This is a genomic window from Anaerococcus sp. HMSC065G05, from assembly GCF_001812365.1.
Lineage (GTDB): Bacteria > Bacillota > Clostridia > Tissierellales > Peptoniphilaceae > Anaerococcus > Anaerococcus vaginalis.
In genome coordinates, this window is the sequence record NZ_KV808723.1 from 75,064 (window position 1) to 100,308 (window position 25,245).

General features: G+C 29.9%; 36 protein-coding genes. 32 read left to right on the top strand and 4 right to left on the bottom strand.

What is annotated here, in order from left to right; all coding sequences use genetic code 11:
* Positions 1–71: 71 nt before the first annotated feature.
* The 3 genes from HMPREF2852_RS07700 to HMPREF2852_RS07710 all read right to left on the bottom strand — a co-directional run bounded on the left by HMPREF2852_RS07700 (position 72) and on the right by HMPREF2852_RS07710 (position 2,578).
* Positions 72–293, bottom strand: a complete 222-nt coding sequence (locus HMPREF2852_RS07700) for a hypothetical protein (RefSeq protein WP_019118204.1) — start codon at positions 291–293, stop codon at positions 72–74.
* 139 nt (positions 294–432) lie between these two features.
* Entirely contained in the window at positions 433–1,773 is a 1,341-nt protein-coding gene (locus HMPREF2852_RS07705) for an MATE family efflux transporter (RefSeq protein ID WP_070607360.1), read from the bottom strand.
* A 16-nt stretch (positions 1,774–1,789) separates the two neighbouring features.
* Positions 1,790–2,578 carry a bifunctional hydroxymethylpyrimidine kinase/phosphomethylpyrimidine kinase gene (locus HMPREF2852_RS07710; RefSeq protein ID WP_070607365.1) on the bottom strand — a complete coding sequence of 263 codons (789 nt, stop codon included), beginning with the start codon at positions 2,576–2,578 and terminating at the stop codon, positions 1,790–1,792.
* Positions 2,579–2,756: 178 nt separating this feature from the next.
* Between HMPREF2852_RS07710 and cls the strand changes: the two genes are divergently transcribed.
* The 10 genes from cls to HMPREF2852_RS07760 all read left to right on the top strand — a co-directional run bounded on the left by cls (position 2,757) and on the right by HMPREF2852_RS07760 (position 12,875).
* A complete protein-coding gene (gene cls, locus HMPREF2852_RS07715) occupies positions 2,757–4,337 on the top strand; it encodes a cardiolipin synthase (protein WP_070607499.1) in 1,581 nt (526 codons plus the stop codon).
* Between the two features lie 371 nt (positions 4,338–4,708).
* Positions 4,709–5,101 carry a GntR family transcriptional regulator gene (locus tag HMPREF2852_RS07720; protein WP_070607368.1) on the top strand — a complete coding sequence of 131 codons (393 nt, stop codon included), beginning with the start codon at positions 4,709–4,711 and terminating at the stop codon, positions 5,099–5,101.
* On the top strand, positions 5,073–5,936 hold the full coding sequence (locus HMPREF2852_RS07725; RefSeq protein ID WP_070607371.1) for an ATP-binding cassette domain-containing protein: 864 nt from the start codon (positions 5,073–5,075) through the stop codon (positions 5,934–5,936). The genes HMPREF2852_RS07720 and HMPREF2852_RS07725 overlap by 29 nt, the downstream gene beginning before the upstream one ends.
* Positions 5,936–7,189 carry a hypothetical protein gene (locus tag HMPREF2852_RS07730; protein ID WP_070607375.1) on the top strand — a complete coding sequence of 418 codons (1,254 nt, stop codon included), beginning with the start codon at positions 5,936–5,938 and terminating at the stop codon, positions 7,187–7,189. The genes HMPREF2852_RS07725 and HMPREF2852_RS07730 overlap by 1 nt, the downstream gene beginning before the upstream one ends.
* A gap of 320 nt (positions 7,190–7,509) precedes the next feature.
* Complete coding sequence (locus HMPREF2852_RS07735) at positions 7,510–7,950, top strand: deoxycytidylate deaminase (protein ID WP_070607378.1); 441 nt, start codon at positions 7,510–7,512, stop codon at positions 7,948–7,950.
* Between the two features lie 7 nt (positions 7,951–7,957).
* Complete coding sequence (locus HMPREF2852_RS07740) at positions 7,958–9,592, top strand: ABC1 kinase family protein (protein WP_070607381.1); 1,635 nt, start codon at positions 7,958–7,960, stop codon at positions 9,590–9,592.
* A 1-nt stretch (position 9,593) separates the two neighbouring features.
* Complete coding sequence (locus HMPREF2852_RS07745; protein ID WP_070607384.1) at positions 9,594–10,292, top strand: acyl-ACP thioesterase domain-containing protein; 699 nt, start codon at positions 9,594–9,596, stop codon at positions 10,290–10,292.
* A complete protein-coding gene (locus HMPREF2852_RS07750) occupies positions 10,285–10,926 on the top strand; it encodes an HD domain-containing protein (RefSeq protein ID WP_070607387.1) in 642 nt (213 codons plus the stop codon). Before HMPREF2852_RS07745 ends, HMPREF2852_RS07750 begins: the two co-directional genes overlap by 8 nt.
* Positions 10,927–11,184: 258 nt before the next feature.
* Complete coding sequence (locus HMPREF2852_RS07755; protein WP_070607390.1) at positions 11,185–12,357, top strand: ImmA/IrrE family metallo-endopeptidase; 1,173 nt, start codon at positions 11,185–11,187, stop codon at positions 12,355–12,357.
* A complete protein-coding gene (locus tag HMPREF2852_RS07760; RefSeq protein ID WP_083306983.1) occupies positions 12,351–12,875 on the top strand; it encodes a DUF4411 family protein in 525 nt (174 codons plus the stop codon). The genes HMPREF2852_RS07755 and HMPREF2852_RS07760 overlap by 7 nt, the downstream gene beginning before the upstream one ends.
* A 202-nt stretch (positions 12,876–13,077) precedes the next feature.
* Here the strand turns inward: HMPREF2852_RS07760 and HMPREF2852_RS07765 are convergent, their stop codons facing one another.
* The gene (locus HMPREF2852_RS07765) at positions 13,078–13,938 is read right to left on the bottom strand and encodes a serine protease family protein (RefSeq protein ID WP_070607393.1); all 861 of its coding nucleotides are present in this window, start codon (positions 13,936–13,938) and stop codon (positions 13,078–13,080) included.
* A 969-nt stretch (positions 13,939–14,907) separates the two neighbouring features.
* Between HMPREF2852_RS07765 and rpsJ the strand changes: the two genes are divergently transcribed.
* The 22 genes from rpsJ to secY all read left to right on the top strand — a co-directional run bounded on the left by rpsJ (position 14,908) and on the right by secY (position 25,243).
* Entirely contained in the window at positions 14,908–15,216 is a 309-nt protein-coding gene (rpsJ, locus tag HMPREF2852_RS07770; protein WP_004815458.1) for a 30S ribosomal protein S10, read from the top strand.
* 65 nt (positions 15,217–15,281) lie between these two features.
* Complete coding sequence (rplC, locus tag HMPREF2852_RS07775; RefSeq protein ID WP_004838103.1) at positions 15,282–15,911, top strand: 50S ribosomal protein L3; 630 nt, start codon at positions 15,282–15,284, stop codon at positions 15,909–15,911.
* 13 nt (positions 15,912–15,924) lie between these two features.
* Positions 15,925–16,548 (top strand): 50S ribosomal protein L4, encoded by a 624-nt coding sequence (rplD, locus tag HMPREF2852_RS07780; protein WP_070607396.1) that lies wholly within the window; start codon positions 15,925–15,927, stop codon positions 16,546–16,548.
* The gene (gene rplW, locus HMPREF2852_RS07785; protein ID WP_004838105.1) at positions 16,548–16,841 is read left to right on the top strand and encodes a 50S ribosomal protein L23; all 294 of its coding nucleotides are present in this window, start codon (positions 16,548–16,550) and stop codon (positions 16,839–16,841) included. The genes rplD and rplW overlap by 1 nt, the downstream gene beginning before the upstream one ends.
* Before the next feature lie 11 nt (positions 16,842–16,852).
* Positions 16,853–17,686, top strand: a complete 834-nt coding sequence (gene rplB / locus HMPREF2852_RS07790) for a 50S ribosomal protein L2 (protein WP_004838106.1) — start codon at positions 16,853–16,855, stop codon at positions 17,684–17,686.
* Between the two features lie 9 nt (positions 17,687–17,695).
* Complete coding sequence (gene rpsS / locus HMPREF2852_RS07795; protein WP_004838107.1) at positions 17,696–17,983, top strand: 30S ribosomal protein S19; 288 nt, start codon at positions 17,696–17,698, stop codon at positions 17,981–17,983.
* Between the two features lie 10 nt (positions 17,984–17,993).
* On the top strand, positions 17,994–18,341 hold the full coding sequence (gene rplV / locus HMPREF2852_RS07800; RefSeq protein WP_004838108.1) for a 50S ribosomal protein L22: 348 nt from the start codon (positions 17,994–17,996) through the stop codon (positions 18,339–18,341).
* 2 nt (positions 18,342–18,343) lie between these two features.
* A complete protein-coding gene (gene rpsC, locus HMPREF2852_RS07805; RefSeq protein WP_004815467.1) occupies positions 18,344–19,069 on the top strand; it encodes a 30S ribosomal protein S3 in 726 nt (241 codons plus the stop codon).
* Between the two features lie 29 nt (positions 19,070–19,098).
* The gene (gene rplP, locus HMPREF2852_RS07810) at positions 19,099–19,530 is read left to right on the top strand and encodes a 50S ribosomal protein L16 (protein WP_004838109.1); all 432 of its coding nucleotides are present in this window, start codon (positions 19,099–19,101) and stop codon (positions 19,528–19,530) included.
* On the top strand, positions 19,530–19,736 hold the full coding sequence (gene rpmC, locus HMPREF2852_RS07815) for a 50S ribosomal protein L29 (RefSeq protein WP_004838110.1): 207 nt from the start codon (positions 19,530–19,532) through the stop codon (positions 19,734–19,736). Before rplP ends, rpmC begins: the two co-directional genes overlap by 1 nt.
* A gap of 4 nt (positions 19,737–19,740) precedes the next feature.
* Positions 19,741–20,001 carry a 30S ribosomal protein S17 gene (gene rpsQ / locus HMPREF2852_RS07820; RefSeq protein WP_004838111.1) on the top strand — a complete coding sequence of 87 codons (261 nt, stop codon included), beginning with the start codon at positions 19,741–19,743 and terminating at the stop codon, positions 19,999–20,001.
* 19 nt (positions 20,002–20,020) lie between these two features.
* A complete protein-coding gene (gene rplN, locus HMPREF2852_RS07825; RefSeq protein WP_004815474.1) occupies positions 20,021–20,389 on the top strand; it encodes a 50S ribosomal protein L14 in 369 nt (122 codons plus the stop codon).
* 9 nt (positions 20,390–20,398) lie between these two features.
* Positions 20,399–20,707, top strand: a complete 309-nt coding sequence (gene rplX / locus HMPREF2852_RS07830; protein WP_004815475.1) for a 50S ribosomal protein L24 — start codon at positions 20,399–20,401, stop codon at positions 20,705–20,707.
* 17 nt (positions 20,708–20,724) lie between these two features.
* Positions 20,725–21,267: a 50S ribosomal protein L5 gene (rplE, locus tag HMPREF2852_RS07835; protein ID WP_004838112.1), complete on the top strand. Its 543-nt coding sequence runs from the start codon at positions 20,725–20,727 to the stop codon at positions 21,265–21,267.
* An 11-nt stretch (positions 21,268–21,278) separates the two neighbouring features.
* Positions 21,279–21,464 carry a type Z 30S ribosomal protein S14 gene (locus tag HMPREF2852_RS07840; RefSeq protein ID WP_004838113.1) on the top strand — a complete coding sequence of 62 codons (186 nt, stop codon included), beginning with the start codon at positions 21,279–21,281 and terminating at the stop codon, positions 21,462–21,464.
* Between the two features lie 18 nt (positions 21,465–21,482).
* Positions 21,483–21,878 carry a 30S ribosomal protein S8 gene (gene rpsH, locus HMPREF2852_RS07845; protein WP_070607398.1) on the top strand — a complete coding sequence of 132 codons (396 nt, stop codon included), beginning with the start codon at positions 21,483–21,485 and terminating at the stop codon, positions 21,876–21,878.
* Between the two features lie 10 nt (positions 21,879–21,888).
* Complete coding sequence (gene rplF / locus HMPREF2852_RS07850) at positions 21,889–22,428, top strand: 50S ribosomal protein L6 (protein WP_070607401.1); 540 nt, start codon at positions 21,889–21,891, stop codon at positions 22,426–22,428.
* A gap of 9 nt (positions 22,429–22,437) precedes the next feature.
* Entirely contained in the window at positions 22,438–22,803 is a 366-nt protein-coding gene (gene rplR / locus HMPREF2852_RS07855; protein WP_004815489.1) for a 50S ribosomal protein L18, read from the top strand.
* 15 nt (positions 22,804–22,818) lie between these two features.
* Positions 22,819–23,325 (top strand): 30S ribosomal protein S5, encoded by a 507-nt coding sequence (gene rpsE, locus HMPREF2852_RS07860; RefSeq protein WP_004838117.1) that lies wholly within the window; start codon positions 22,819–22,821, stop codon positions 23,323–23,325.
* Between the two features lie 10 nt (positions 23,326–23,335).
* Complete coding sequence (gene rpmD, locus HMPREF2852_RS07865) at positions 23,336–23,518, top strand: 50S ribosomal protein L30 (protein WP_004838118.1); 183 nt, start codon at positions 23,336–23,338, stop codon at positions 23,516–23,518.
* A 10-nt stretch (positions 23,519–23,528) separates the two neighbouring features.
* Entirely contained in the window at positions 23,529–23,972 is a 444-nt protein-coding gene (rplO, locus tag HMPREF2852_RS07870; protein WP_004838119.1) for a 50S ribosomal protein L15, read from the top strand.
* A complete protein-coding gene (secY, locus tag HMPREF2852_RS07875) occupies positions 23,972–25,243 on the top strand; it encodes a preprotein translocase subunit SecY (protein ID WP_004838120.1) in 1,272 nt (423 codons plus the stop codon). Before rplO ends, secY begins: the two co-directional genes overlap by 1 nt.
* Positions 25,244–25,245: the final 2 nt, after the last annotated feature.

Consider the following 25,245-nt stretch of genomic DNA (forward strand, 5'->3'; position numbering starts at 1 on the left):
TGAATTTTGATTTAAAAAATTTCAACAAAAAAGAGCAAGAAATTCTTGCTCTTTTTTTGTTTAAAATTTAATTATTTATTTGATCCAGCGTCTGAAGCAGGTGTACTAGCATCGTTTGATGATGGTGTGCTTGCTGCGTTTGAATCCATTGTACTAGCGTTAGAATCAGATTTTTCTGTAGTTGTTGTTGAAGCTGGTGTGCTTGAAGCGTTTGATGTTGTGTCAGCTTTTTTTCCACATCCTACTAAAGCAACTGTTAATGCTAATACTGGTAATACTTTTTTAATTTTCATTGTTTAATCCCCCTGTTTAAAAAAATATACTTACTATCTTAACCGATAGTAAGTATAATATACCAGATTTGAAGAAAAATTCAAATATTTATGTGAAAAATATTTTTATTTTATAATATATAATTAAAATCTCATTTAATTAAATTTCTATATTGACCCAATCGCCTTTTCTAAATCTTGTCCATAAGCCAATAAATCTTGAAACTTGATCGGCTAAAACTCCTATCCAAATTCCTTGAAGTCCCAAATGAATAATATTTACAAAAAATATTGTTGCAGCAGATCTTATAAAGGTAATTGAAATCAAACTTACGGCAAGTGTATATTTTACATCGCCTGCTGCTCTCAAAGCCCCTCCAAAAATTATTTCGGAAATTTGGAAAATAACTATGAATATAAGATAAAAAGTTATTACAGAGCCCATAGCTATTATTTTGTCATCATCAAAAAATAATCTGAAAATATTTTTTCTAAATAATACCAAAATAACAGATATTATTATTGAAATTGTTAAGCCAATTTCTTGGCAAGTTTTTCCATATTTTATTGCTTCTTCTTTTTTTCTTGCTCCGAGGGCATTTCCTGTAAGGGCAACTGCTGCAACCTGCATACCATCCCCGAATGAAAATGAAAGAGAAAGCAAATTCATTCCTACATTGTGAGCTGCAAATTGGTCTGTTCCAAGTTTTGCGGCTGTAATTGCTGTAACCAAAAATCCAATTCTTGCTGCAATATTTTCTATAAAAATATTTGAGCCTAGTCCAAAAATTTCTTTAAATATAAAATTTGAGAAAGTAAGTTTATATTTTTTTATAAGCCCAAAGGACATATATGATGATCTTCTAAATAATGAAGAAAAACTCATAACTGCTGCAACAAAAGCTCCTAAAACTGTTGCGATTGCAGCTCCTTTTACACCTAATTTTGGAAAACCAAAATTTCCATTTATAAGTAAATAATTGAAAAATATATTTACAATAGAAGAAACTAGATTTGTTGTAAAGGCTATTTGTGTATTTCCACTTCCTCTTTGACCTGCATTTATTGTCATGGAAATTACATTAAATATCATTCCTGCCATTATAATTTTAAAATATGAAACTCCCAAATCGTGAGTGTCAGGAGATGATCCTGCAAGTTTTATAATTTGTGGAGTAAATATTACAAAAATTGAAGAGATTATTATACATAAACTAACAGCTACAATCATTGCAGTAACCATAGTTTGGTTCGCCATCTTTTTATCTTCTTCGCCTTTTCGTCTTGCAACTAGGGCTGAAACTGAAACTGCAATTGCAATAAAAAAGGAAAGGGCGATAAACTTTGGCTGGGTTGTAAGTCCAATAGCAGCAACTGCTGATGAACCAATTGATGAAACCATGAAGGTATCAATCAAGCCTGCCAAAGAAATAAAAAATGACTCCAAGACAGACGGCCAAGCAATTTGCAAGGCCCTTTTCCAATATTTATTTTTAATCAAAAAACTACCTCACTTTCTATAATTTTTTCAAAATTTCATTTATACTAATATCATTTGCTTTATCATCAATCTTAATTTGCATATCAAGAATACAAGCTATCATATCCCTTGTATCTTTAATTGCAAGTAAAAAATCATTATTTTTCAAATAATTTGCCAAAAAAATTGAGTCAAACAAGTCCCCGCTTCCGCCAAAAGACTTGTCCAAAAATTTATAATCTTCTTCTATAAAATATTTATCCTTAGCCAAAATAAAATGTCTGTTTCCATCTTCAACACTTGTAATAATAAATTTTTTTCCGATATTTTCATAATAATCTACAATATCATGAGCTTTTTTAAATTTATTATCAGTCAAAAGTCTTGCCTCTGTGAGATTTGGAATAATTATATGAGCATAATCTGCCATATATTTATAAATTTCTACAATATTTTTATCAAGACCACTATAGATTTTTCCAGAATCTCCCATGATTGGATCAAGTACCATAAATAGATTATTTTCTTTTACAAAATCACAAATTATTTTTGCCTGATTAAAATTTAAAACAAACCCCACAAAAACTGCCTTATATTTTCTATTTTGTTTTTTATAAACTTCAAGAGTATTGGTCAAAAAATCGCTAGAATCAAAAATTTCTATGGGTTTTAGAGAAAACATATTTGAAATTAAAGCTGTAGGTATAAAATCTATATCAAAAGAATAAAAATTTAAAACACTTTTGCAAAGACTTCCACCAATATTTCCACTTGAAAGAAAGTCATTAATAAGCAAAATTTTTTCATTATTTTTACAAGATTTCATATAACTCCTTTAAATAAAATACTAATTCATTCTTATAGAACTATTATAGTTATATTAATGAAAATAAGCAAATAAGAAGATTTTTGTTAGATTTTTTAATAAAATATTTTGAATTTTTATCCTTTTAAAATAAGGCGAAATTAGGTATAATAATATCATGAAAAAGTATAATAACAATATGAAAAAATATAATGAAAAAATTAAAAAAATATTAAACGATAACAAATTTGTTGAAAAAACAAAATCATCTTTATTGAAAGTTGTTTTTGGCAGGGCGGGTTTGTATGTTTTATTGGTACTTGCTCAAATTTTTATTTTTATGGCAATACTTAGACATCTTTCAATCGATCCATCTGTAATTTTTGGATCATCAGCATTGATAGCGGCAATTTCTTTGCTTGTGATTTTGTCAATGGATGTAAATCCTTACGAAAAACTTTCTTGGTTTTTTCTAATTGCAGCCTTCCCAACTTTTGGAATTATGTTTTTTATCTTATCAAGAATTGATATAGGGAAAAAACTTGAAGAAAGCTCAATTATGGATAGCGAAGAAGAAACCAATTATCTGCACACAATCGATGAAGATTTGGTAGAAGAATTAAAAAATGAAGATAAGGAATTTTATAATTTAGTAAAATATTTAAATGATTACGGCTCATATCCTGTAAGCAAAAATAATGATGCAAAATATTACAGAGTTGGAGATGATGCAGTTAATGATATTATTGAGGCAATAAGAAGTGCCAAGGATTTTATTTTTGTAGAATTTTTTATAATACACCAAGGATATTTTTGGGGGACAATTCTAGAAGAGCTTGCACAAAAAGCAAGTGAAGGAGTTGAAGTAAGACTTATGTATGATGGAACAAATGCAATTTTAAATCTACCAAAAAATTTTCCAGAAGAGATGGAAAATCTTGGAATAAAATGCAAAGTTTTTTCTCCAATAATTCCAATTATATCAACCTACCACAACAACAGAGATCATAGAAAAATTTTGGTAGTAGATGGCAAAGTAGCTTTTACAGGCGGAGTAAATTTGGCTGACGAATATATAAATGTAGAAGAAAGGTTTGGGCATTGGAAAGATACTTTTATAAGATTAAAAGGCCCAGTAGTTCAATCATTTACAATTATGTTTTTGCAATTGTGGGATAGCGAAGAAAAAGAAGATTTAAAAAGATATTTACAAACATATCCACAAAAGTCACAAGGCTATATGATAGGAGTTGGAGATAATCCGATTAGAAAAGAAAGATTTTTCAAAAATATTTATATGCACATACTAGATACAGCAAAAGATTACGCCTATATCATGACGCCTTATTTAATTATAGATAATGAAATGACAAAATCTTTAACTTTTGCAGCAAAAAGAGGAGTAGATGTAAGAATAATTCTTCCAGCAATTCCAGACAAAAAAATTCCCTATATGCTAGCAAAATCTCATTACAAAAAATTAATTGAATCCGGAGTTAAAATATATGAATATTTGCCAGGATTTATCCATGCAAAAACTTGGGTTTCAGATAATGAAAAAGCAGTAGTAGGATCAGTAAATGTAGATTATAGAGCTCTTTATTTAAATTTTGAATGCGGAGTTTATATTCACAAACATCCAGTAATTAATGAAATATTAAAAGATTTTGAAATAAGTTTTGATATAGGAAAACAAATAAGCCTTGACGATGTAAAATCTTATCCAATTTATAAAAAAATAATAGCTTTCATAGTAAAACCATTTGCCCCATTAATGTAAACCTAGTTACAAGCTAGGATTCAAAATGTAGACAAACCCTCAAGCACGAATATCGGACTCCAAAAATTGTTGATTTCTAAATTTCAAAATTCTAAAATCGCAAACTCGAGCTACGCTCTCAAACAGTGCGATTTTTGACGAATTTTTAAATTTGAAATCAAATCAATTTTTTCCGTATGATATTCTTAGCATGAGGATTCGTGTACTTTGGCAATACCTGAACCTAGTTTTATCTAGGTTTTTTTCTTTGAAAAATTTTAAAATAAATTTCAAAAAAATATTTGACAAGAAAAAAAATCTAGTTATAATTGAATTAAGAAGTGTGTGGAGATACGCCATACACCATACAGAAATTATAGGAAGGGGTTTTTATGTTTGATTTGAATAGCTCATCTCAAATTCCTTTGAATGAACAAATTGTTGAGCAAACAAAATTAATGATTGCTCAAGGAATTTTGATTGATGGCGACACGATGCCATCTGTAAGAGATTTATCAAAAGCTCTTTTGATTAATCAATCTACCGTTCAAAAAGCCTACAACAAATTAAAAGAAGAAGGAATTTTGCTTACAAAAAAAGGTCTTGGGACTTTTGTAAGTTTAGATGATGAAATAATTGATGTAAAAAAAGAAAAACTCGAGAAAAAACTCTACGATATTTTTTTAAAATGTATTTTTTATGGAATAAGTTTTGAAAAGATAAAAGAAATTTATGAAAAAAGTAAGGAGGACTCTAATGGCTGTGGAAGTAATGAGCCTTTATAAATCTTTTGGGGAAAATAAGGTTTTGGAAGATGTAAATTTTTCTTTGGAAGAAGGAAAAATATATGCTTTGGTTGGAAGAAATGGCTCTGGCAAAACTACTCTTTTAAAAGTAATGGCTGATATTTTTCAAAAAGATTTGGGCAAGGTTAATGTTTTTGGAAAATCTTGTGCGGAGGATAAGCACATATTGGAAAATATTGTTTATTTGCCTGATAGGTTTGATTATTTTGATTATATATCGGTTGAAAAAATGCTTGAATATTATGAAGTTATTTATCCGAATTTCAACAAAAAATTTGCAAAAAAAGAGCTTGAAAAAAATAATATAGATTTAAAAAAATCTTTGAGATCTTTTTCAAAAGGATATAAAAATTTGATTGGGCTTTTGGCTACTATTTCTACAAATGCAAAAGTGATTCTTTTGGATGAAATTCTTGATGGGATGGATGTTTTAAATAAGGAAATTATTCTTACTTATATTTTAGATTTGAAAGAAGAAGGAAGAACTGTTCTTGCATCAAGCCACGAGCTTGAAGAGTTGGCAAAAGTTGCTGATGAAACTCTCTATCTTTCTAAGGAAGGAAAACTTACAAATCTTTATCAAAATAAGGAAAAATTTGTTAAGTTGCAAGTGGTTGTAAAGGATGAATTAGATCCAAAAATTCTTGAAAAATCTGTTTTGAGATTTCATTTGGGAAGAGTTTATACAATTTTGATTGATAATAGGGAAAATATTCTTGATGATATAAAAAGAAATGAATCTATTGTACAATTTGATGTTTTGGAATCAAAAATTGAGGATAATTTCTATTGGGAGAAGGGAAGGAGTAAATAATGAAAGACTTTAAGAAAGAAATTAAAATTCTTACAATAAGAAATGGATTTTGGATAATTCTTGCTGTTTTAGTTAGCCTTCTTTTTTATGGAGTTTTCCAAACAAATACCTTGGAAGAAAAACACGATTCTTTGGTTGATGTTACAAATAAAATAAATATCATGGCAAATACAGGCAAGAAATACAAAAAAGATGTAGTAATAGATAAAGAATTCTTTGAAAAAAATGATATTATTTTTAAAAAAATGGCAAAAAAATATGAATATGGCAAGTATGATAATTTTGATTTTTCAAAAGCAAGTGAAGAGGAAATGAAAAAATATGATGAATATCAATTAAAAAATGGAGAATATTTGCAAAACCTAACTAGCTATAAATATTTGTCAAAAGAGATGAAGGAAAAAACGAATAATTTCTTTTCAATTCCTATAAGTATTACGGGTATGATTGTGGTTTTAGTTTTGGGATTTTTATTTTCATCAATGGAGCATTCAACTTCTTATTATGAATTTGCCAGAACTTATCCATGGACAAAGAAAAAAGATTTTCTAATGAAAATTATATTTGGGCTTGTAATTATTTTTGGATTTGTTTTGATAAGCTCAATTTTAAATTATATGATAGTAAAAACTTCAAATTTTGAAATTTTAAAAACTGGCGTCAAATATATTCCAGGAAATTTGAAAAATTTTGGATTTTTGTCAGCTATTTATCTTACAATTTTGTCAGTAGGTTTTATGGCAGGAAATATTTTAGGTCATGTTGGACTAGGCGTAATGACCTTTTTCTTTATTGATATTGTAAATGGTATATGGGACAGTTTAAATATGTTATTCAAAGGTGCATCTTTATATGAAAGGTCTTTAATATATTTAATTGAAAATAAAATCCCTAATGATACATCTTATTTTAACAAAATAATTAAAGTTATTTTAAGACCTGCTTCAAATTATGATAATTCTTACTTAGCTTTGGCTGGATTAATAATATTTTCCTTGCTTGTATTTATAGTTTCATATTCTTTGATAGAAAAAACAAAAACAGAAAAATCTGGAAAGATGGTTTTGTTAAAACCTATTGAAAATCTTGCGAAAGTTTTAATAATTTTGCTTTGCGCATGTGGTGGAACAATGATTTTTCAACAATCTGTTTTCAAAGGATTCTCTATAATTAATTTTGTAATATTTGCAATTTTAATTTTTGTCTTTACAAAAATATTTAATATTTTGTTTAAGTTAAAATTAAAAGTTTAAAAAATTAAAAGGCTGGAGATGATTTTAAGTCTCAAAGCGTAAACAAACCCTCAAGCACGAATATCTAACTCCAAAAATTGTTGATTTCTAAATTTCAAAATTCTAAAATCGCAAACTCAAGCTACGCTCTCAAACAGTGCGATTTTTAACGAATTTTCAAATTTGAAATCATATCAATTTTTTCCGTATGATATTCTTAGCATGAGGGTTTGAATACTTTACAAATTATATGGGGCTGAAGTCGATCTTCAGTCTTTTTGTGTGATTAAAATTTTAAATTTGGTAAAATAGAATAAAGAAAAAAATTAAGGAGTGAAATTATGGCAAAAGATAGGTTGACTTGGAATGAATATTTTATAAAACTTGCTCACATGGTTGCTCTTAGGGGAACTTGCGATAGGGCTTATGTTGGTTGCGTTCTTGTAAATGGCGAAAATAGAATTATTTCTACAGGCTACAATGGTTCAATAAAAGGAAATCCACATTGTGATGAAGTTGGGCATACGATGAGAGATGGTCATTGTATTGCAACAATTCATGCAGAAATGAATGCGCTTTTGTATTGTGCAAAAGAAGGAATTCCTGTCAAAAATTCTATTTGCTATGTAACTCATTTTCCTTGCTTAAATTGCACAAAAAGTCTGATTCAAGCGGGCATTAAAGAAATTTATTATTCAAATGATTATAGAATTGATCCTTATGCAATAGAACTTTTGGAGAAAAATAAAATAAAATATGAAAAGATAGAAAATAGAAGTTGAGAATAAAATGGGATACAAAAAAAGAAAACTTGAGATAATAAAAAAATTTATAAGTCTAAATATTATTTTGGACGGCAGAAAACTTTTGAAAAATAAGGGAGAAAATTCAAAAGATTTAAGCGAGCTTGAAAGTCATTTTGGCAAAAATTTGAGGAGCTTGTTCGAAGAATTGGGACCTGTTTTTGTAAAATTTGGACAATTATTATCTACAAGAAGGGATATATTTTCAGAAAATATAATTACAGAGCTTGAAAAATTACAAGATGATGTAAAAGAAGAAGATTTTGAAAATATAAAAGAAGTTTTTTATGAAGAATTTTCAAAAGATATTTATGATGTCTTTGATGAATTTGAAAAAAAACCACTTGCATCAGGCTCAATTGCCCAAACCCACTTGGCAACTATAAAAGTTGGCTCTCTTGAGAGAAAAGTTGTTGTCAAAATTCAAAGAAAAGATATGGACAAAAGAGTTGTTGAAGATTTGAAAATAATGAATGATCTTTATAAAAAACTCGAAATAAAACTTGAAGAAATAAAATCTTTTAATTTTGGAGAAATTATCCAAGAATTTTCTCTTTCCCTAATTAGAGAAATTGACTTTGAAGTTGAAAAAAATAATATAAAAAAATACAGAAAATTAAATATTCAAAAAAAAGACCTTCTTTCTCCTGACGTCTATGATTCATATTCAAGCAAAAAAGTCTTGACAATGGAATATATTGACGGCAGATCTATAAGATCGGTTTATGAAAAAAGGTCAGATATTAGAAAAGAATTAGCTGAAAAAATCATAGGAGCTTATGTAAATCAAATGTTTACTTATGGATATTTTCACGCTGATCCTCATCCTGGAAATATTTTTGTAGACGAAAATTTAAATATTTATTTGATAGATTTTGGAATTGTGGGAAATTTATCGGAAAATTATCGCTATCAAATAATGAAAATATTTTTGGGAGCAAGTTTTAATGAAGTAAAACTTATAACTGATGCTATAATTGGCATGGGACTTTTGGAATTTGATTCCAAAAAAATTGGGGATTTTGAAAAAAGAATTCAAAAACTTTTGGATAAATACATGGTAATGAGCCTAAATCAAATGAAACTTGCAGATTTGATTAGAGATTTTTATACGCTTTTGGTAGATTATTCCATAAAAATTCCATCAGAGCTTACAAATTTTGCAAAAACAGTTTTAATTTTGGAAGGCTTAATCGAAAAATTAGTTTACAAAGAATCATTCCTAGAACTTGCCCTTCCAATAGCAAAATCTATGGTTTTTAAAATTTTTAGTCCAGACTTAGTTTTGGATAGAATTAGACCAAAAATGTATGATACCTACTCATTAATAAAAGAATTTCCACAAACAACCCTAAATATTTTAAGGCAACTAGCAAGAGGAGATTTTAGGATAATCGACCAAAAAAGTGAAGAAGAAAGAAAGTCCTATGAAAAAACTGAAAATCAAAAAACACAAGCTATAATTTTTCTTGGACTTTGCCTAATAATTGCCTCATCACTTTTGGGCTTGGCATTTGTAGAGATTGATAAAAATATTTTAAAAGCACTCTTGGTAACAAGTTTATTTTTGGGATTTTTTATGGCATTTACCATAATCAAAAATATATACAGAAAGGAATAAAATGAGAAAAACAAAAGAATTTGAAGTAGAAAGATTTCTTGCAAATAGCGAGGGATATTTAAAAAATAAATATCTTTTGTCTTTAATGTTTGAAGTATCCTTTGATCAAGCAGAAGAAGTAGAAGATGAAAAAATCATGGAAGATAAGAGGTGGATAGTTTATTCTTGGGATATAAAAATCAAAAAGCCCATAAAAGCAAAAGATAAAATAAAAATTACCACCTTTGCTATTGATATGAAAAAATTCTACGCTTACAGAAACTTTATCATAGAAAGAGATAATGAAGAAATTGTAGAAGCCTATTGCGTGTTTTTGCTTTTTGACCTTAAAAAAATGCGACCAATAAAAATTCCAAAAGAAATAGCAAAAGCCTACCAAAAAGAAAAAGCCATATATGAAGAAAAATCACACGAATATGGAGATGAATTTACAAATTTAGAAAAAATTCAAATAAGATATGCTGACATAGACACAAATTATCATGTGAATAACGCATCATACATGGATTTATTAAGAGAAATTACAAAAGTCAAAGACCAAGATATAGAATTTATAAATATAGTTTATAAAAATGAAATAAGAGATAAAAAATATATACTTGGAGAAAAATCCAAAAACAAAAATGAAATTTCATACAGATTTGTAGACGATGACAAAAAAATTTATACCTACGGAAAGATAGTAAAAAGAAATGTATAAAGAAAATTACGGAAATATTCCAAACAAAGACAAAATAAATTATTATTTAATAGAAGATAACCAAAATATAGGAGCTTGGGTAAGAAGATCAAAAATTATAGGCAAAACAGCAAAAATGATGGCAAAAGAATTAGGACTAGACAAAGACATAGCCTTTGCTTGTGGCTCACTTTTTGAAATTGGAAAAAAAGAAAATAAAAACAATTTAGAAAAAAATATAAGAGGATTTTATATTTTAAGAAAAGAATCATATTTTTTTCCAGCAAAAACCAATCTTAGCCATTCCTTTATAATAAAAGATATAGACTCCTTTATAGGAGAAGATAATCTAGAAGAAAAAGATAAAAAAATAATAAAAAATTTTCTCCTATTCCATACTTACACAGATTACGACAAACTAATCCAAGTGCTAGACAATTCAATCACAGATAAATATATAGGAATAGAAAAATATCAAAAATATTTAAAAGAAAAATACAAAAAAATACCATACGAAAAAGAAAGATTAAAAATATTAGAAAGCTACCAAAAATATTTTGAAAATAAATTAAAAAATCCAATAGAATATTATGTAAATAAAAATATAAAAAATGAAACGACTCAAAGCAAATACGATTTGAATTTAAATCAATGAATATGAATTATAGTTTTTATAAGCATCTAGTAATCAATATTGTAAAAACTAATAGAATAGTTAGTAATTATACATAGTATAAAACTGTTATTAATAAGATTATTAAATCTATAGGATAATGAATAAATGAAAGCTAATTCAATAATTTAAAAGAAAACAAATAGAGTAGAAAAAATATATTGATTTTTTAAATTAGTAATTTTAAATATATAATAAATGGTATAATGTCATTAAGAAGTAATGGAAGGAGGTAAATTTATGTCAAGTATAGCAGTTGATATTCAACCTGAAATTATTAATTGGGCATTAAATCAGACAAATAAAGAAAATATAGATGGAAAATTGCTTGAAAATATTATTAAATGGCTTGATGGTACGAAGAGTCCTACATTTAATCAGATTGAAGAGTTTAGTAAAAAGTCTTGCATTCCTTTGGGATATTTTTTCTTAGAAAAACCACCAAAGGAGAAAATAAATTTAATTGATTATAGAACGATAGATAGCGTTGATTTAATAGATCCTAGCCGAGATCTTATCGATACTGTTTTTGAGATGGAAACAATTCAGGATTGGATGGCAACATATCGACAAGAAATGGGATTTGATAAATGTGTTTTTCTTGGTCTATCTAAGGAACAAGATAACCCAATTGAAATTGCAAAATTAATAAGATCTTATCTTGAAACTCCTATAAAATGGTACAAGAGTACTGATAGTGTTACAGATTCTTTTAAATATTGGAGAAATTTATTAAATCAAACGGGTGTTGTCGTAATGATGAATGGAGTTGTAAGGAATAATACACATCGTACTTTGAATACAAATGAATTTCGAGCATTTGCAATGGCTAACGATTGGGCACCTCTAATATTTATCAATGCATCAGATACACATGGTGCAAGGCTATTTTCCTTATTACATGAAGCTACCCATATTGCTTTGGGAACAAGTGATTTATTTAATGATCGCCAAAATACTGATACTGTTGTATCTTCTGTAGAAACTTTATGTAATGCAGTGGCTGCTGAGTTATTAGTTCCTAATGAAGAATTTATAATTGAGTGGAATAAGTTAAAAACTACTAAAAATGATTATAATAAATTTTCCGAAATAGCGGGAGTATTCCATTGTGGTGTTACTGTAATTGCTAGAAGAGCTTTTGATAATAAATTTATTGATTTTTCTACTTACAAAAAAATGGCAGATTATATGATAGATAAATACAATAAAAACAAAAAAAATAAGAGTGGTAAAGGCGGAAATTATTATAGCACTATTGCAAGTAGATTGGATAAAAGTCTAGTTCGAGCTATTTGCGAAAGTATTTCAATTGGGAGAACTAGTTATACAGAAGCCTTTAGATTAACCAATACAAATAAAAAAACATTTCCTAATGTTGTTAATAAAGTAGGGGGTGTAAGCAATTGGTAAATACTTCAGAGACATTTTTGATTGATGCAAATGCTCTAATGACGCCGTATAGATTATACTATGGATTTGATATTGCTCCATCATTTTGGGAGAATGTGGCATGTGCATTTAAAAGAAAACAGATAGTTTTGCTAGATAAGATTAAAGATGAAGTTTTAAATGGTGATGATGAGCTTACAAAATGGATAAAGGATAATGAAAATATAATTGATGTTTGTCACCATAAAACTAAGTCTGTTATTGATAACTATCAATCTGTGTTAAAGTATATTCAGACATGTGGATTTTATAAAGAGAGCGCGTTGATGGAGTGGGCTCCTACAAATATCGCAGATCCTTGGTTGATTGCGGCAGCAAAGTCGAACAATTATACTATTGTAACCTTAGAGTCTCCTTCAGGTGGTTTAAGTAAAAAAACACCTAATAGATCAGCAAAAATACCGGATGTTGCTAAAGCTTTTGATGTAAAATATATTACTTTATTTGACATGATGAGACAATTAGGAATTTCTTTATAAAATATATTTAAAAAAATTCAGTGGATGTAAACAGAATAATTATGTAATTCTAATCAATATTTTCAATGACGACTTTCATAATTTTATATAATATAGCATTAAGGTCAGAAAAATTCAATTTATTAAATTAAAATTAAATGGAGCATTCCGTAAAGGTCTGCTCCATTTAATTTTTAGAAAATGTATGTGTACTTACTGAGTTTCATATTAAAGTTATAAGCGTTAAGTATATTTTGTATTTAATTAAATTTATTAATTTATTCCTTATTATATTTTTAAATTTAAGTAGTTCATTAGATTTAATATAGTAACCTAAATTTGTCATTATTGAAGTCTTGCTTATTATTTTTTGTTGTGTATGAATATCTATAGCAACAATTTCACCATTAGTATTTATAGTTGGACCAGCAAATAAAACTCCTAAGAAAATTAACCTATTCTGCCCTAAGATTATACCACCACTTTTATTTTTGTAACTTCCCTCATTTACAATATAGATTGGAGAACCTGAGGAACCAGAAAATGCAGCTATGTCAGCTAATGCAATTCCTTTTTTATTAAAATCATATGAAGGATGAGAAGATGTATATCCTTTTCTAAAAATCGGATAATTATTTATCTTATCCCATAATCCTATTGGGTAACCAATCATGACTATTTCTTCAAGTGCAGATAGATTATTTAAAGTTTCTTCATCTGGAATTATACTTTCTTCAGCGGGAACATAATATACATCTTTACCTGTTCGTGACTTTACTTCTTTAAAAACTGGATTAATAAATGTGAAGCATAGATCCTGATTTGAATGGAAAATCCAATCTGATGTTAAAGTTATAGGATAACTTTCGATTGTTTCGTTAACACTACCTTCTCTTAGGTGTAAATAAAATGTTATATTTTCAGATTTATTGTAATTTAAGACATGTTTATTTGTAACTAATATTGGAACACGAATATCATCAAATATAAAATCAAAAAAGAAACCTGTCCCAGAAGAACCATCTTTAGTCTCTAATCGTACAGTATTAAACATAAGTTGTTCTGATATATTAAATGGTATCATAATTCACCTCTTTGATTGTTTTTAATTTTAATATATGAATCTAATATTAAAAATATTAAGCTTATTAAAAATGCAACATTTTTATTATGATTAAAATTTTCAACATTCGAAAATAAGTAATTTATATATTTAACTTAGGTAGAAATAAGTAAAGGTATTCGCAGTATTAAGAGCTTAAAATGATATAACACTTGATTAACTTATTATTAGCATCATAGTACAAATATTTCGGGTTGTAAATAAGTTTCTTTGAATAACAAAATTGATATGCATAACATGTGTACATATAGTAAATTGGAATTCAAATAAATTAGTTTAACTGTAAAATTTTTTTAAGTTAATTTGGACTAGTTTTAAAAAATTATTTCTTTAAAATATAAATAATAACTTTTGCTCTTGTAATAGGAAAATAACCTGAAAAATTAAATTAAATATAAGCAAGGAATTAAAAAATAAACAAACAATAATATTTTATAATTTATTAAGAAGGGAATATAAAGAATATAGTAGAGAGATTTAAAAACAGAAAAGAAAAAGATTATATTCATAGATATACTGATATAGAAAAATAATAAATCTTATCGTTTTAGCTATATAAATATGCTACATAGATTTTATTGGATTTGTTGTAGAAAAATTTTTTTAAAAAATTTTTACTCTCTATTTTTATCTCCTATATATAAGGTAAGAAATAAAAATTTGCAAATTTTCACTTTGGCATATATAATAAAACGGATTGGTACAAAAATTATAAGAAAATGCTTGAAAATTTTTTAAAAAAATTAGGAAATTCACTTGATTTTTCTTATGAATTGTTGTATCATGTTTAAGTGCTATGAAGTGGGAGGTTGCTTTCACACTAAGCCAGATGTGGAAGGTAATTTCCACCAAGCAAGCTAGAGAATAATCTCTAGTGCTTTCCAAATATAATTAAACGCCCGGTAGGGTGGCACATCAAAAGGAGGAAAAATGGCTAATCAAAAGATAAGAATTAGACTAAGAGCATATGATCATGAAATAATTGACAGCTCTGCAGAGAAAATCGTTGAAGCGGTAAAAAGATCAGGAGCAAAAGTAAGTGGACCTATTCCATTACCAACTGAAAAAGAAGTTATAACAATACTTCGTGCGGTTCACAAATACAAAGACTCAAGAGAACAGTTTGAACAAAGAACACACAAAAGATTAATCGACATCATTGGACCAAATGCAAAAACTTTAGATTCTCTAAAGAAATTGAATTTACCAGCTGGTGTTGACATAGAAATAAAACTGTAATTAGAATGATTGAAGGTTTTCCAAATAATTTTGGATCAATCCGCTGTAATTAAGGAGGTACTCAAATGAAGAGTATATTTACAACAAAAGTAGGCATGACTCAAGTCATTGATGAAGATGGTGTTGTTACACCTGTAACTGTACTTAAAGCTGATGAGAATGTAATAGTTCAAGTTAAATCAGAAGAAGTTGATGGTTACAATTCAATCCAAATCGGTTATCATGACAAAAAAGAAAAAAATGTTAAAAAACCTATCAAAGGACACTTTGACAAGGCTGGCGCATCTTATAAAAGATTTTTAAGAGAAGTTAGACTTGATGAAAAATCTGAATTAAATCCTGGAGATACACTTAGTGTTGACCAATTTGAAGAAGGCGAATTAGTAGATATTACTGCTATTTCTAAAGGAAAAGGAACACAAGGTGCTATCAAAAGATGGAATTATGGAAGAGGACCAGCAAGCCACGGTTCTAAATCACACAGAGTAGCAGGTGCAAGAGCGGCAGGTTCTGATCCAGCTAGAGTGTTCAAAGGTAGAAAAGGCTCTGGAAAAATGGGACATGAACGTGTAACAGTTCAAAACCTAAAAGTTGTTAAAGTAAACACAGAAGACAGCTACATCCTAGTTAAAGGCGCAGTTCCAGGACCAAAAGGTGGACTTGTTCAAGTTAAACAAGCAACAAAGAGCCTATAATAAGGAGGAATAAATGCCTAAAGTAGAAGTTTTAAATATTAAAGGAGAAAATGTTGGTGAAATCGAGTTAAATGAAACTCTTTTTGCAGCAGAAATTGCTGAAACAGCTGTTTATGATACAGTTAAAAACCAACTAGCTAATAAAAGACAAGGCACACAATCCGCTAAGACTCGTGCAGAAGTAAGAGGTGGTGGAAGAAAGCCATTTAGACAAAAAGGAACAGGTAGAGCTAGACAAGGATCTATAAGAGCTCCTCACTATACAGGCGGTGGAATTGTATTTGCACCAAAGCCAAGAGACTATAGCTACAAAATTCCTAAGAAAATGAGAAGAAAAGCTCTTTACTCAGTTTTAACTTCAAAAGTAAATGATAATGAATTAATCGTACTTGATGAATTAAAACTTGATTCATACAAAACTAAAGAAGCTAATGAAATTTTAAATAACATTAATGCAAGCAAAAAAGCTTATGTAGTTATTGCTGAAAATGATGACAAAGTTTATAGATCATTTAGAAACATTGAAGGATGCAACGTAGAAAAAGCAAACTTAATTAATGTATATGATCTTTTAAGACATGACAAACTTGTTATTACAAAAGATGCAATAAACAAACTTGAGGAGGTATTTATATAATGAAATCACCTTACGATATAGTAAAAAGACCAATAATTACTGAAAAAAGTATGGAATTAATTGAAGAAAATAAATACACTTTTGAAGTAGACAAAAATGCAAACAAAGCAGAAATCAAACACGCAATCGAAACTATCTTTGAAGGAGTAAAAGTTAAAAAAGTAAGAACTTTAAACTTTACTGGTAAAAAAGTTAGAACTAGATATGGTTATGGTAAAAAAGCTGATTGGAAAAAAGCTTATGTTACATTAACTGAAGATTCTGAAGCAATTGAATACTTCGACGGAATGTAGGGAGGATTTAAATGCCTATAAGAAAATTAAAACCAACATCAAACGGACACAGAAATATGTCTGTTATGACATACAGTGAAATTACAAAAAAAGCACCAGAAAAATCTCTAACAACTGATTTAAGAAAATCAGGTGGAAGAAACAATACTGGTAGAATAACAGTTCGCCATAGAGGTGGTGGAGCTAAAAGAAAATATAGAATCATTGATTTCAAAAGAAACAAAGATAATATACCAGCAAGAGTAAAAGCTATTGAATATGATCCAAACAGATCAGCAAATATTGCTCTTTTAGCTTATGCTGATGGAGAAAAAAGATATATACTTGCTCCAAGAAATTTAAAAGTTGGAGATGTAGTTGAAAGTGGAAAAGAAGCAGATATTAAACCAGGTAATGCACTTGAATTAAAAGATATTCCAGTAGGTACACAAATCCACAATATTGAACTTAAAGCAGGAAGAGGAGCAATCCTTGTAAGAAGTGCAGGAGTTTCTGCTCAACTTATGGCTAAAGAAGGAAGATTTGCAACAGTAAAATTACCAAGTGGAGAAACAAGACTAATCCACAATGATTGTAAAGCAACAATTGGAATGGTTGGAAATATTGAACACGAATTAGTAAGAATTGGTAAAGCTGGAAAAACAAGATACTTGGGACAAAGACCACACGTAAGAGGATCAGCAATGAACCCAGTAGACCATCCACACGGTGGTGGTGAAGGTAGAACACCAGTAGGAAGACCAGCACCATCAACACCATGGGGTAAACCAGCACTTGGTCTTAAAACAAGAAAAAAGAAAAATAAATCTTCTAAATATATAGTAAGAAGAAGAAACGAAAAATAGGGGGATTTAATGGCTAGATCACTAAAAAAAGGACCTTTTGTCGATGAACATTTAATGAAAAAAATTGAAGCATTAAATGAAAAAAATGACAAAAAGGTAGTTAAAACTTGGTCAAGACGTTCTACAATATTTCCTGAATTTGTAGAACATACTATAGCAGTTCACGATGGTAGAAAGCATGTTCCAATATATATAACAGAAGATATGGTTGGACATAAACTTGGAGAGTTCGTTCCAACAAGAACTTTCAAAGGCCATGCTAAAAAAGCAACAGAAATGAAATCAAAATTAAGTTAGGAGAGTATAAATGGAAGTTAAAGCAACAGCTAAATATGTAAGAATATCTCCTCTTAAAGTTAATTATATATGTAGAGAAATTAGAGGTAAACAAGTAGACGAAGCACTTAATATTTTAAGATTTACAAATAAAAAAGGTGCTAGACTACTTTCAGATGTACTTAAAAGTGCAATAGCAAATGCAGAAAACAATAACGGATTATCTAGAGAAAATCTTATTGTAAAAAAAGCCTTCGCAAACGACGCTCCAACTATGAAAAGATGGAGACCTAAGGCAAAGGGTGCAGCTTATCCAATCCTTAAGAGATCATCTCACATAGGCGTAGTTCTTACACAAGAAGAAGTAGAGGAGGCATAATAATGGGTCAAAAAGTAAATCCTAAAGGTTTTAGAGTTGGCGTAATTAAAGAATGGGACTCTAAATGGTATGCAAATAAAAAAGACTTTTCTGAACTTTTAGTAGAAGATCATAAGATAAGAGAATTAGTTAAAAAAGAAGTTTACGATGCTGGAATTTCTGATATAGAAATTGAAAGAGCGGTAAATAATATAAAAGTTTCAGTTTACACCGGAAAACCAGGAATGGTAATCGGCAAGGGCGGAGCAGGAGTTGAAGAATTAAAGAAAAAAGTTGAAAAAATCGCTCCAGGTAAAAGAGTAATCATAAACGTTGAAGAAATTAAAAACCAAGATGTTGATGCCCAATTAGTAGCTGAAAATATTGCAGCACAACTTGAGAATCGTATCACATTTAGACGTGCTATGAAACAAGCAGTTCAAAGAACAATGAGAGCTGGAGCTGTAGGAATTAAAACACAAGTATCTGGTAGACTTGGTGGAGCTGATATGGCAAGAAGTGAAGGATACAACGAAGGAAAAGTACCACTTCAAACACTAAGAGCAGATGTTGATTATGGTTTTGCAGAAGCAGATACCCAATACGGTAAAATCGGATGTAAAGTTTGGATAAACAGAGGAGAAGTTCTTCCTGGAGAAAAAGCAAAAAGAATTCCAGACATCAAACAACCAAAGCAAAACAGAAGAAATAAGAAAAGACGTCCAAATAGAAGAAATAACGATAGATAAGATTATTATCTCAAGGAGGAAACAAGATTATGTTAATGCCTAAAAGAGTAAAATATCGTAGACAACATAGAGGAAGAATGAAAGGTAAAGCCCAAAAAGGCAATACACTTTCTTATGGTGAATACGGATTACAATCACTTGGTAGCACATGGCTTACAGCAAACCAAATAGAGGCTGCAAGACGTGCTATGACAAGATATATAAAAAGAGGCGGAAATATTTGGATAAAAGTATTTCCAGATAAACCAGTATCAAAGAAGCCAGCAGAAGTAAGAATGGGATCTGGTAAAGGTGCTCCAGAATATTGGGTAGCAGTAGTAAAACCAGGTAGAATGTTGTTTGAGATGAGTGGAGTAAGCGAAGAAGTAGCAAGAGAAGCTATGAGACTTGCAGCACAAAAACTTCCAATCAAAACAAAATTCGTTAAAAGGCTTGAGGTCAAAGAAGTGGAGGAAGCTTAATGAAAGCAGTAGAAATCAGAAAATTAAGTGAAAGCGAATTAAATAAAAAACTTTTCGATTTACAATCTGAATTATTTAATCTTCGTTTCCAAATGGCTACAGGTCAACTTGAAAACCCAGCTGCTATTGGAAATGTTAAAAAAGATATAGCTAGAGTAAAAACAATCCAAACAGAGAGAAAGCTCAATATAAATAAGGAGGCTTAACTTGATGGAAAGAAATAGTAGAAGATCCGTTCAAGGAGTAGTTGTATCAGATAAGATGGATAAAACAATCACAGTAAAAGTTGAAACAAAAATCCAACACCCTGTATACAAGAAAAGATTAAAAGTAAGTAAGAAATATAAAGCTCACGATGAGAACAATGAAGCTAGAGTTGGCGATACAGTAACAATAATGGAAACTAGACCATTAGCAAAGACAAAAAGATGGAGACTAGTTAAAATTAACGAAACTGCGGTTCGTGCTTAATTAGGTAAAGGAGATTATTATGATACAACAAGAATCTCGTATGAGAGTAGCAGATAACTCCGGAGCAAGAGAACTTTCAGTTATCAAAGTTCTTGGAGGAGCCGGAAGAAGATACGCAAACATTGGGGATATAGTTACTTGTTCAGTTAAAAGTGCAACACCCGGTGGAGCGGTAAAAAAAGGTGAAGTTGTAAAAGCTGTTATAGTAAGAACTTCAAGAGGAGTTAAAAGAAGCGATGGATCATATATAAAATTTGATGACAACGCAGCTGTAATAGTAAAAGATGACAAATCACCTGTAGGAACTCGTATATTCGGGCCAGTAACAAGAGAACTTCGTCATGAAGGATTCATGAGAATTATCTCACTTGCACCGGAAGTATTATAGGAGGATTAAATGCATATTAAAAAAGGCGATAAAGTCCAAGTAATATCAGGTGAATACAAAGGACACGTAGGAGAAGTTATTAAAGCATTTCCTAAGGAAAATAGAGTAATAGTTGAAGGTGCAAACATTCAAACTAAACACCAAAAAGCAAGACAAATGGGAGAAGAAAGTGGAAGATTTGAAAGAGAAGGAAAAATCTCAGCATCAAAAGTTCTACTATACTCAGAAAGCTTGAAAAAAGGTGTAAGAACATCAACTGAAATAATCGATGGAAAAAAAGTTAGAGTTTGCAAAAAAACTGACGAAAAATTCGATTAGATCCAAAAGGAGTAATTATGACAAGTAGATTAAAAGAAAAATACAAATCAGAAGTTGTTAAAGGACTTGTGGATCAATTCGGTTATGAAAACTTAATGCAAGTACCAAAACTTGAAAAAATTGTTATAAATATCGGACTTGGCGAAGCTAAAGATAACAAAAACATTTTAAACAAGGCAAAAAATGAACTTGCACTTATTACAGGTCAACAACCAATTGAAATAAAAGCAAAAAAATCTGTATCAAACTTCAAACTAAGAGAAGGCCAACCAATAGGTACAAAGGTAACTCTTAGAGGAGAAAAAATGTATGATTTCATGGATAAATTAATTTCAATTTCTCTACCAAGAGTTAGAGACTTCAGAGGAATTAATCCAAATTCATTTGATGGAAGAGGAAATTATTCATTAGGAATCAAGGAACAATTAATATTCCCAGAAATTAACTATGATGATGTTGATTTCTTACATGGTATGGATATTACATTTGTAACAACAGCAGAAACTGATGAAGAAGCTAAAGCATTCTTAACATTAATGGGAATGCCTTACAGAAAATAAAGGAGCAAAAAATGGCAAAAAAGTCAATGATTGCGAAACAAAAAAGAAAGCCAAAATATAGTACAAGAGCATATTCAAGATGCAAGATTTGTGGAAGACCACATTCTGTATTGAGAAAATACGGTATTTGCCGTGTATGCTTTAGAGAGCTCGCAAACAAAGGTGAAATTCCTGGAGTAAGAAAAGCAAGCTGGTAAGTTAGGAGGAAAATAATTATGATGACAGATCCAATTGCGGATATGCTAACAAGAATAAGAAATGGTAACAAAGCTAATCATTTATCTGTAAGCTTACCATCTTCTAATGAGAAACGTGCTATTGCTCAAATTCTATTAGACGAAGGTTACATCAAAGGATTTGATGTAGAAGAAGACAATAAGCAAGGTATTCTTACAATAGACTTAAAATACGCAGAAGAAGGCGAAAAAGTTATATCAGGACTTAGAAGAATTTCTAAACCAGGATTAAGAGTTTATGTTAAAGCAAACGAAGTACCAAAAGTTTTAGATGGACTTGGAATTGCAATAATCTCAACATCAAAAGGACTATTAACAGATAAAGCTGCAAGAGAATTAAACGTCGGCGGCGAAGTTATGTGTTATGTATGGTAAGGAGGAATAAATGTCAAGAATAGGTAAAAAACCAATTGAAATCCCTTCTGGAGTAACTATTGATGTTAAAGACAATTTGGTTACAGTTAAAGGACCAAAAGGTGAAGATTCTCAATTAGTATCAAAAAACTTGAAACTTGAACAAGAAGAAAACGAGTTATTAGTAATAACTTCTGAAAATCCTACAAAAATCGAAAATCAAGAACATGGTCTTTACAGATCATTAATTGCTAATATGGTTTTGGGAGTAACAGAAGGTTATCAAAAAACTCTTCAAATAGAAGGAACAGGATATAGAGCCCAAAAACAAGGTAAAACTCTAGTAATGAATCTAGGATTTTCACACCAAGTTAGAATGGACGATCCTGAAGGAATTGAAGTAGAAGTTCCTAACGATAGAACTATCGTAGTAAAAGGAATCAATAAACAACTTGTTGGACAATATGCAGCAAACATTAGAAACTGGAGAAAACCTGAACCATACAAAGGAAAAGGAATCCGTTATGAAGGTGAGCATATTAGAAGAAAAGTTGGTAAGACAGGTAAGTAGGGGGCAATAATGGCTAAAAAAACAAAAGAGCAAAAATTAAAAACTCGTAAATACAGAGTTAGAAATAAAGTCAGTGGAACTGCTCAAAAACCAAGACTTAGTGTCTACAAATCAAATACTAATATATACGCACAATTAATAGACGATGATGCACAAGTAACACTTGCAAGTGCAAACACATTACAAAAAGAAGTAAACGAAGGTTTAGAAAATTGTGCAAATATAGAAGCTGCCACAAAAGTTGGCGAAATGATAGCAAAAGTTGCACTTGATAAAGGAATCGAAGAGGTTGTTTTTGATAGAAACGGATATCTTTATCACGGAAAAGTAAAAGCCCTAGCTGAAGCAGCAAGAGAAAATGGTCTTAAGTTTTAACGAGGGAGGATTTAGATGTATTTATTAAAACAAGATGTAGACAAACTAAACCTCGAAGATAGAGTAGTTAGTATAAATAGAGTTGCAAAAACTGTAAAAGGTGGACGTAACATGAGATTTGCTGCCCTAGTGGTAGTAGGAGATCAAAATGGACATGTAGGAGTAGGAACAGGAAAAGCTACAGAAGTTCCTGAAGCTATAAGAAAAGCTACAGAAGATGGAAAAAAACACATGGTTACAGTTCCTATAGTAAACACTACAGTTCCACACAGAATATTGGCAAACAAAGGTGCAGGATCTGTACTATTAATGCCAGCTAAAGAAGGTACAGGAATAATAGCTGGTGGACCAGTTCGTGCTATCTGTGAACTTGCAGGATACAAGGACATCAGAGCTAAAAACTTAGGTTCATCAAATCCGAAAAATATCATTAATGCTTGCTTAAAAGCTTTTGCTTCTATGAAAACAGTAGAAGAAGTTGCAAGATTACGTGGTAAATCAATAGAAGAATTCGATTATTAAGGAGTATTCTATGGCAAAAGTTGAAATCAAATTAAAAAAATCCTTCATAGGCAGAAAAGACGATCAAATAGCTACAGCAAAAGCACTAGGTCTTAGAAAGATTGGTCAAACAGTAGTTAGAGAAGACAATTCTGCATTAAGAGGAATGATAAACAAAATTCCATTTATGTTGGAAGTTAAAGAATTAAGCTAGGAGGTGTAAAATGAAACTTCACGATTTAAAACCTAACCAAAAGCTAAAAACAAAAAATAGAAAAGGTAGAGGTCCAGGAAGTGGAAACGGAACTAGAGCAGGTCGTGGTCAAGACGGACAAAACTCAAGAAGCGGTGGCGGAGTTAGACCAGGATTTGAAGGTGGCCAAATGCCATTATTTAGACGTCTTCCAAAAAGAGGATTTAAAAATATCAATAGAAAACAATACGAAACAATAAATGTATGTGATTTAGATATTTTTGAAGACGGTACAGAAGTTACACCTGAACTACTATTTGAAAATAAAATTTTAAATAAAAATAAAGCAAAAGCTGGAATCAAAATTCTTGGCGATGGCGAAATCACAAAGAAATTAACAGTAAAAGCTCACAAGTTTACAAAATCTGCAGAAGAAAAAATCACAGCCCAAGGGGGAAAGGCTGAGGTGATCTAATGTTAGATACGCTAAAGAGAGCTTGGGGTGAAGAAGAAATAAGAAAAAAATTCTACTTCACTCTAGTGATGTTATTAATATATAGACTAGGAAATAACATCCCAATTCCATTTATAGATGCACAAAAGTTAGCAGCAGCATATAAGGGAATGGAAGGAACACTTGTAGATTATTTAAATATGCTAACAGGTGGCGGACTTTCAACCCTATCAATATTTGCCCTTGGGGTTCAACCATACATTACAGCATCAATCGTAATGCAATTATTAACAGTTGTAATTCCAAGACTTGAAGAGCTAACAAAAGAAGGCGAAGCAGGAAGAAAAACTATACAAAAATATACAAGATATATGACAATATTTCTTGCAATATTTCAAGCTATAGCAATAACAAACGGATTATATGGAGCAGCTTTATCATCTGCAACACCATTCCAAAAAATAGTTATGAATGTAGTTCTAATCGGTGGAACAATGCTTGTTACATGGATGGGAGAAACCATAACAGAAAAAGGAATAGGAAATGGTGTATCAATTATAATCTTTATGGGTATCATTGCAAATGTACCTAAAACATTAAAAACTTGGAAGACTGGTCTTCATTACAATACAATTACATGGATTTCAATTTTAATCATGGCACTTGTAGTAATTTTTATAGTAGTATTTACAGTAAAAATTACAGAAGGCGAAAGAAAAATACCAGTCCAATACGCAAAAAGAGTAGTTGGAAGAAAAATGTATGGCGGACAATCAACTCATATACCAGTAAAAGTAAATATGAGCGGAGTAATGCCAATAATATTTGCTTCAGCAGTATTAGCAATTCCATCAACAATCTCATTATTTATGGGAAATGCTAATGGAGGATTGAATCAATTCTTTAGCAAATCAACTTATGGTTTTGTAATTTATCTTGTTGTTCAAGCAGTATTAATATTAGTATTTGCTTATTTCTACAACATGATACAATTTAATACAGTTGAATATGCAAAACAACTTCAACAAAATGGTGGTTTTATTCCAGGAATAAGACCAGGAAAACCAACTAGCGACTACCTAGCAAAAGTAGGAAATAAAATTACATTTATTGGTGCTATTTCGTTAGCGCTACTTACAATAGTACCAGCACTATCATCAAGATTTTTAGGATTAAACTTATCCTTTGGAGGAAGTTCAGTAATAATCGTTGTTGGTGTAATACTTGAAACAGTGAAACAAATAGAAGCAATGCTTACTATGAAAAACTATAAAGGATTTTTAAATAGGTAATA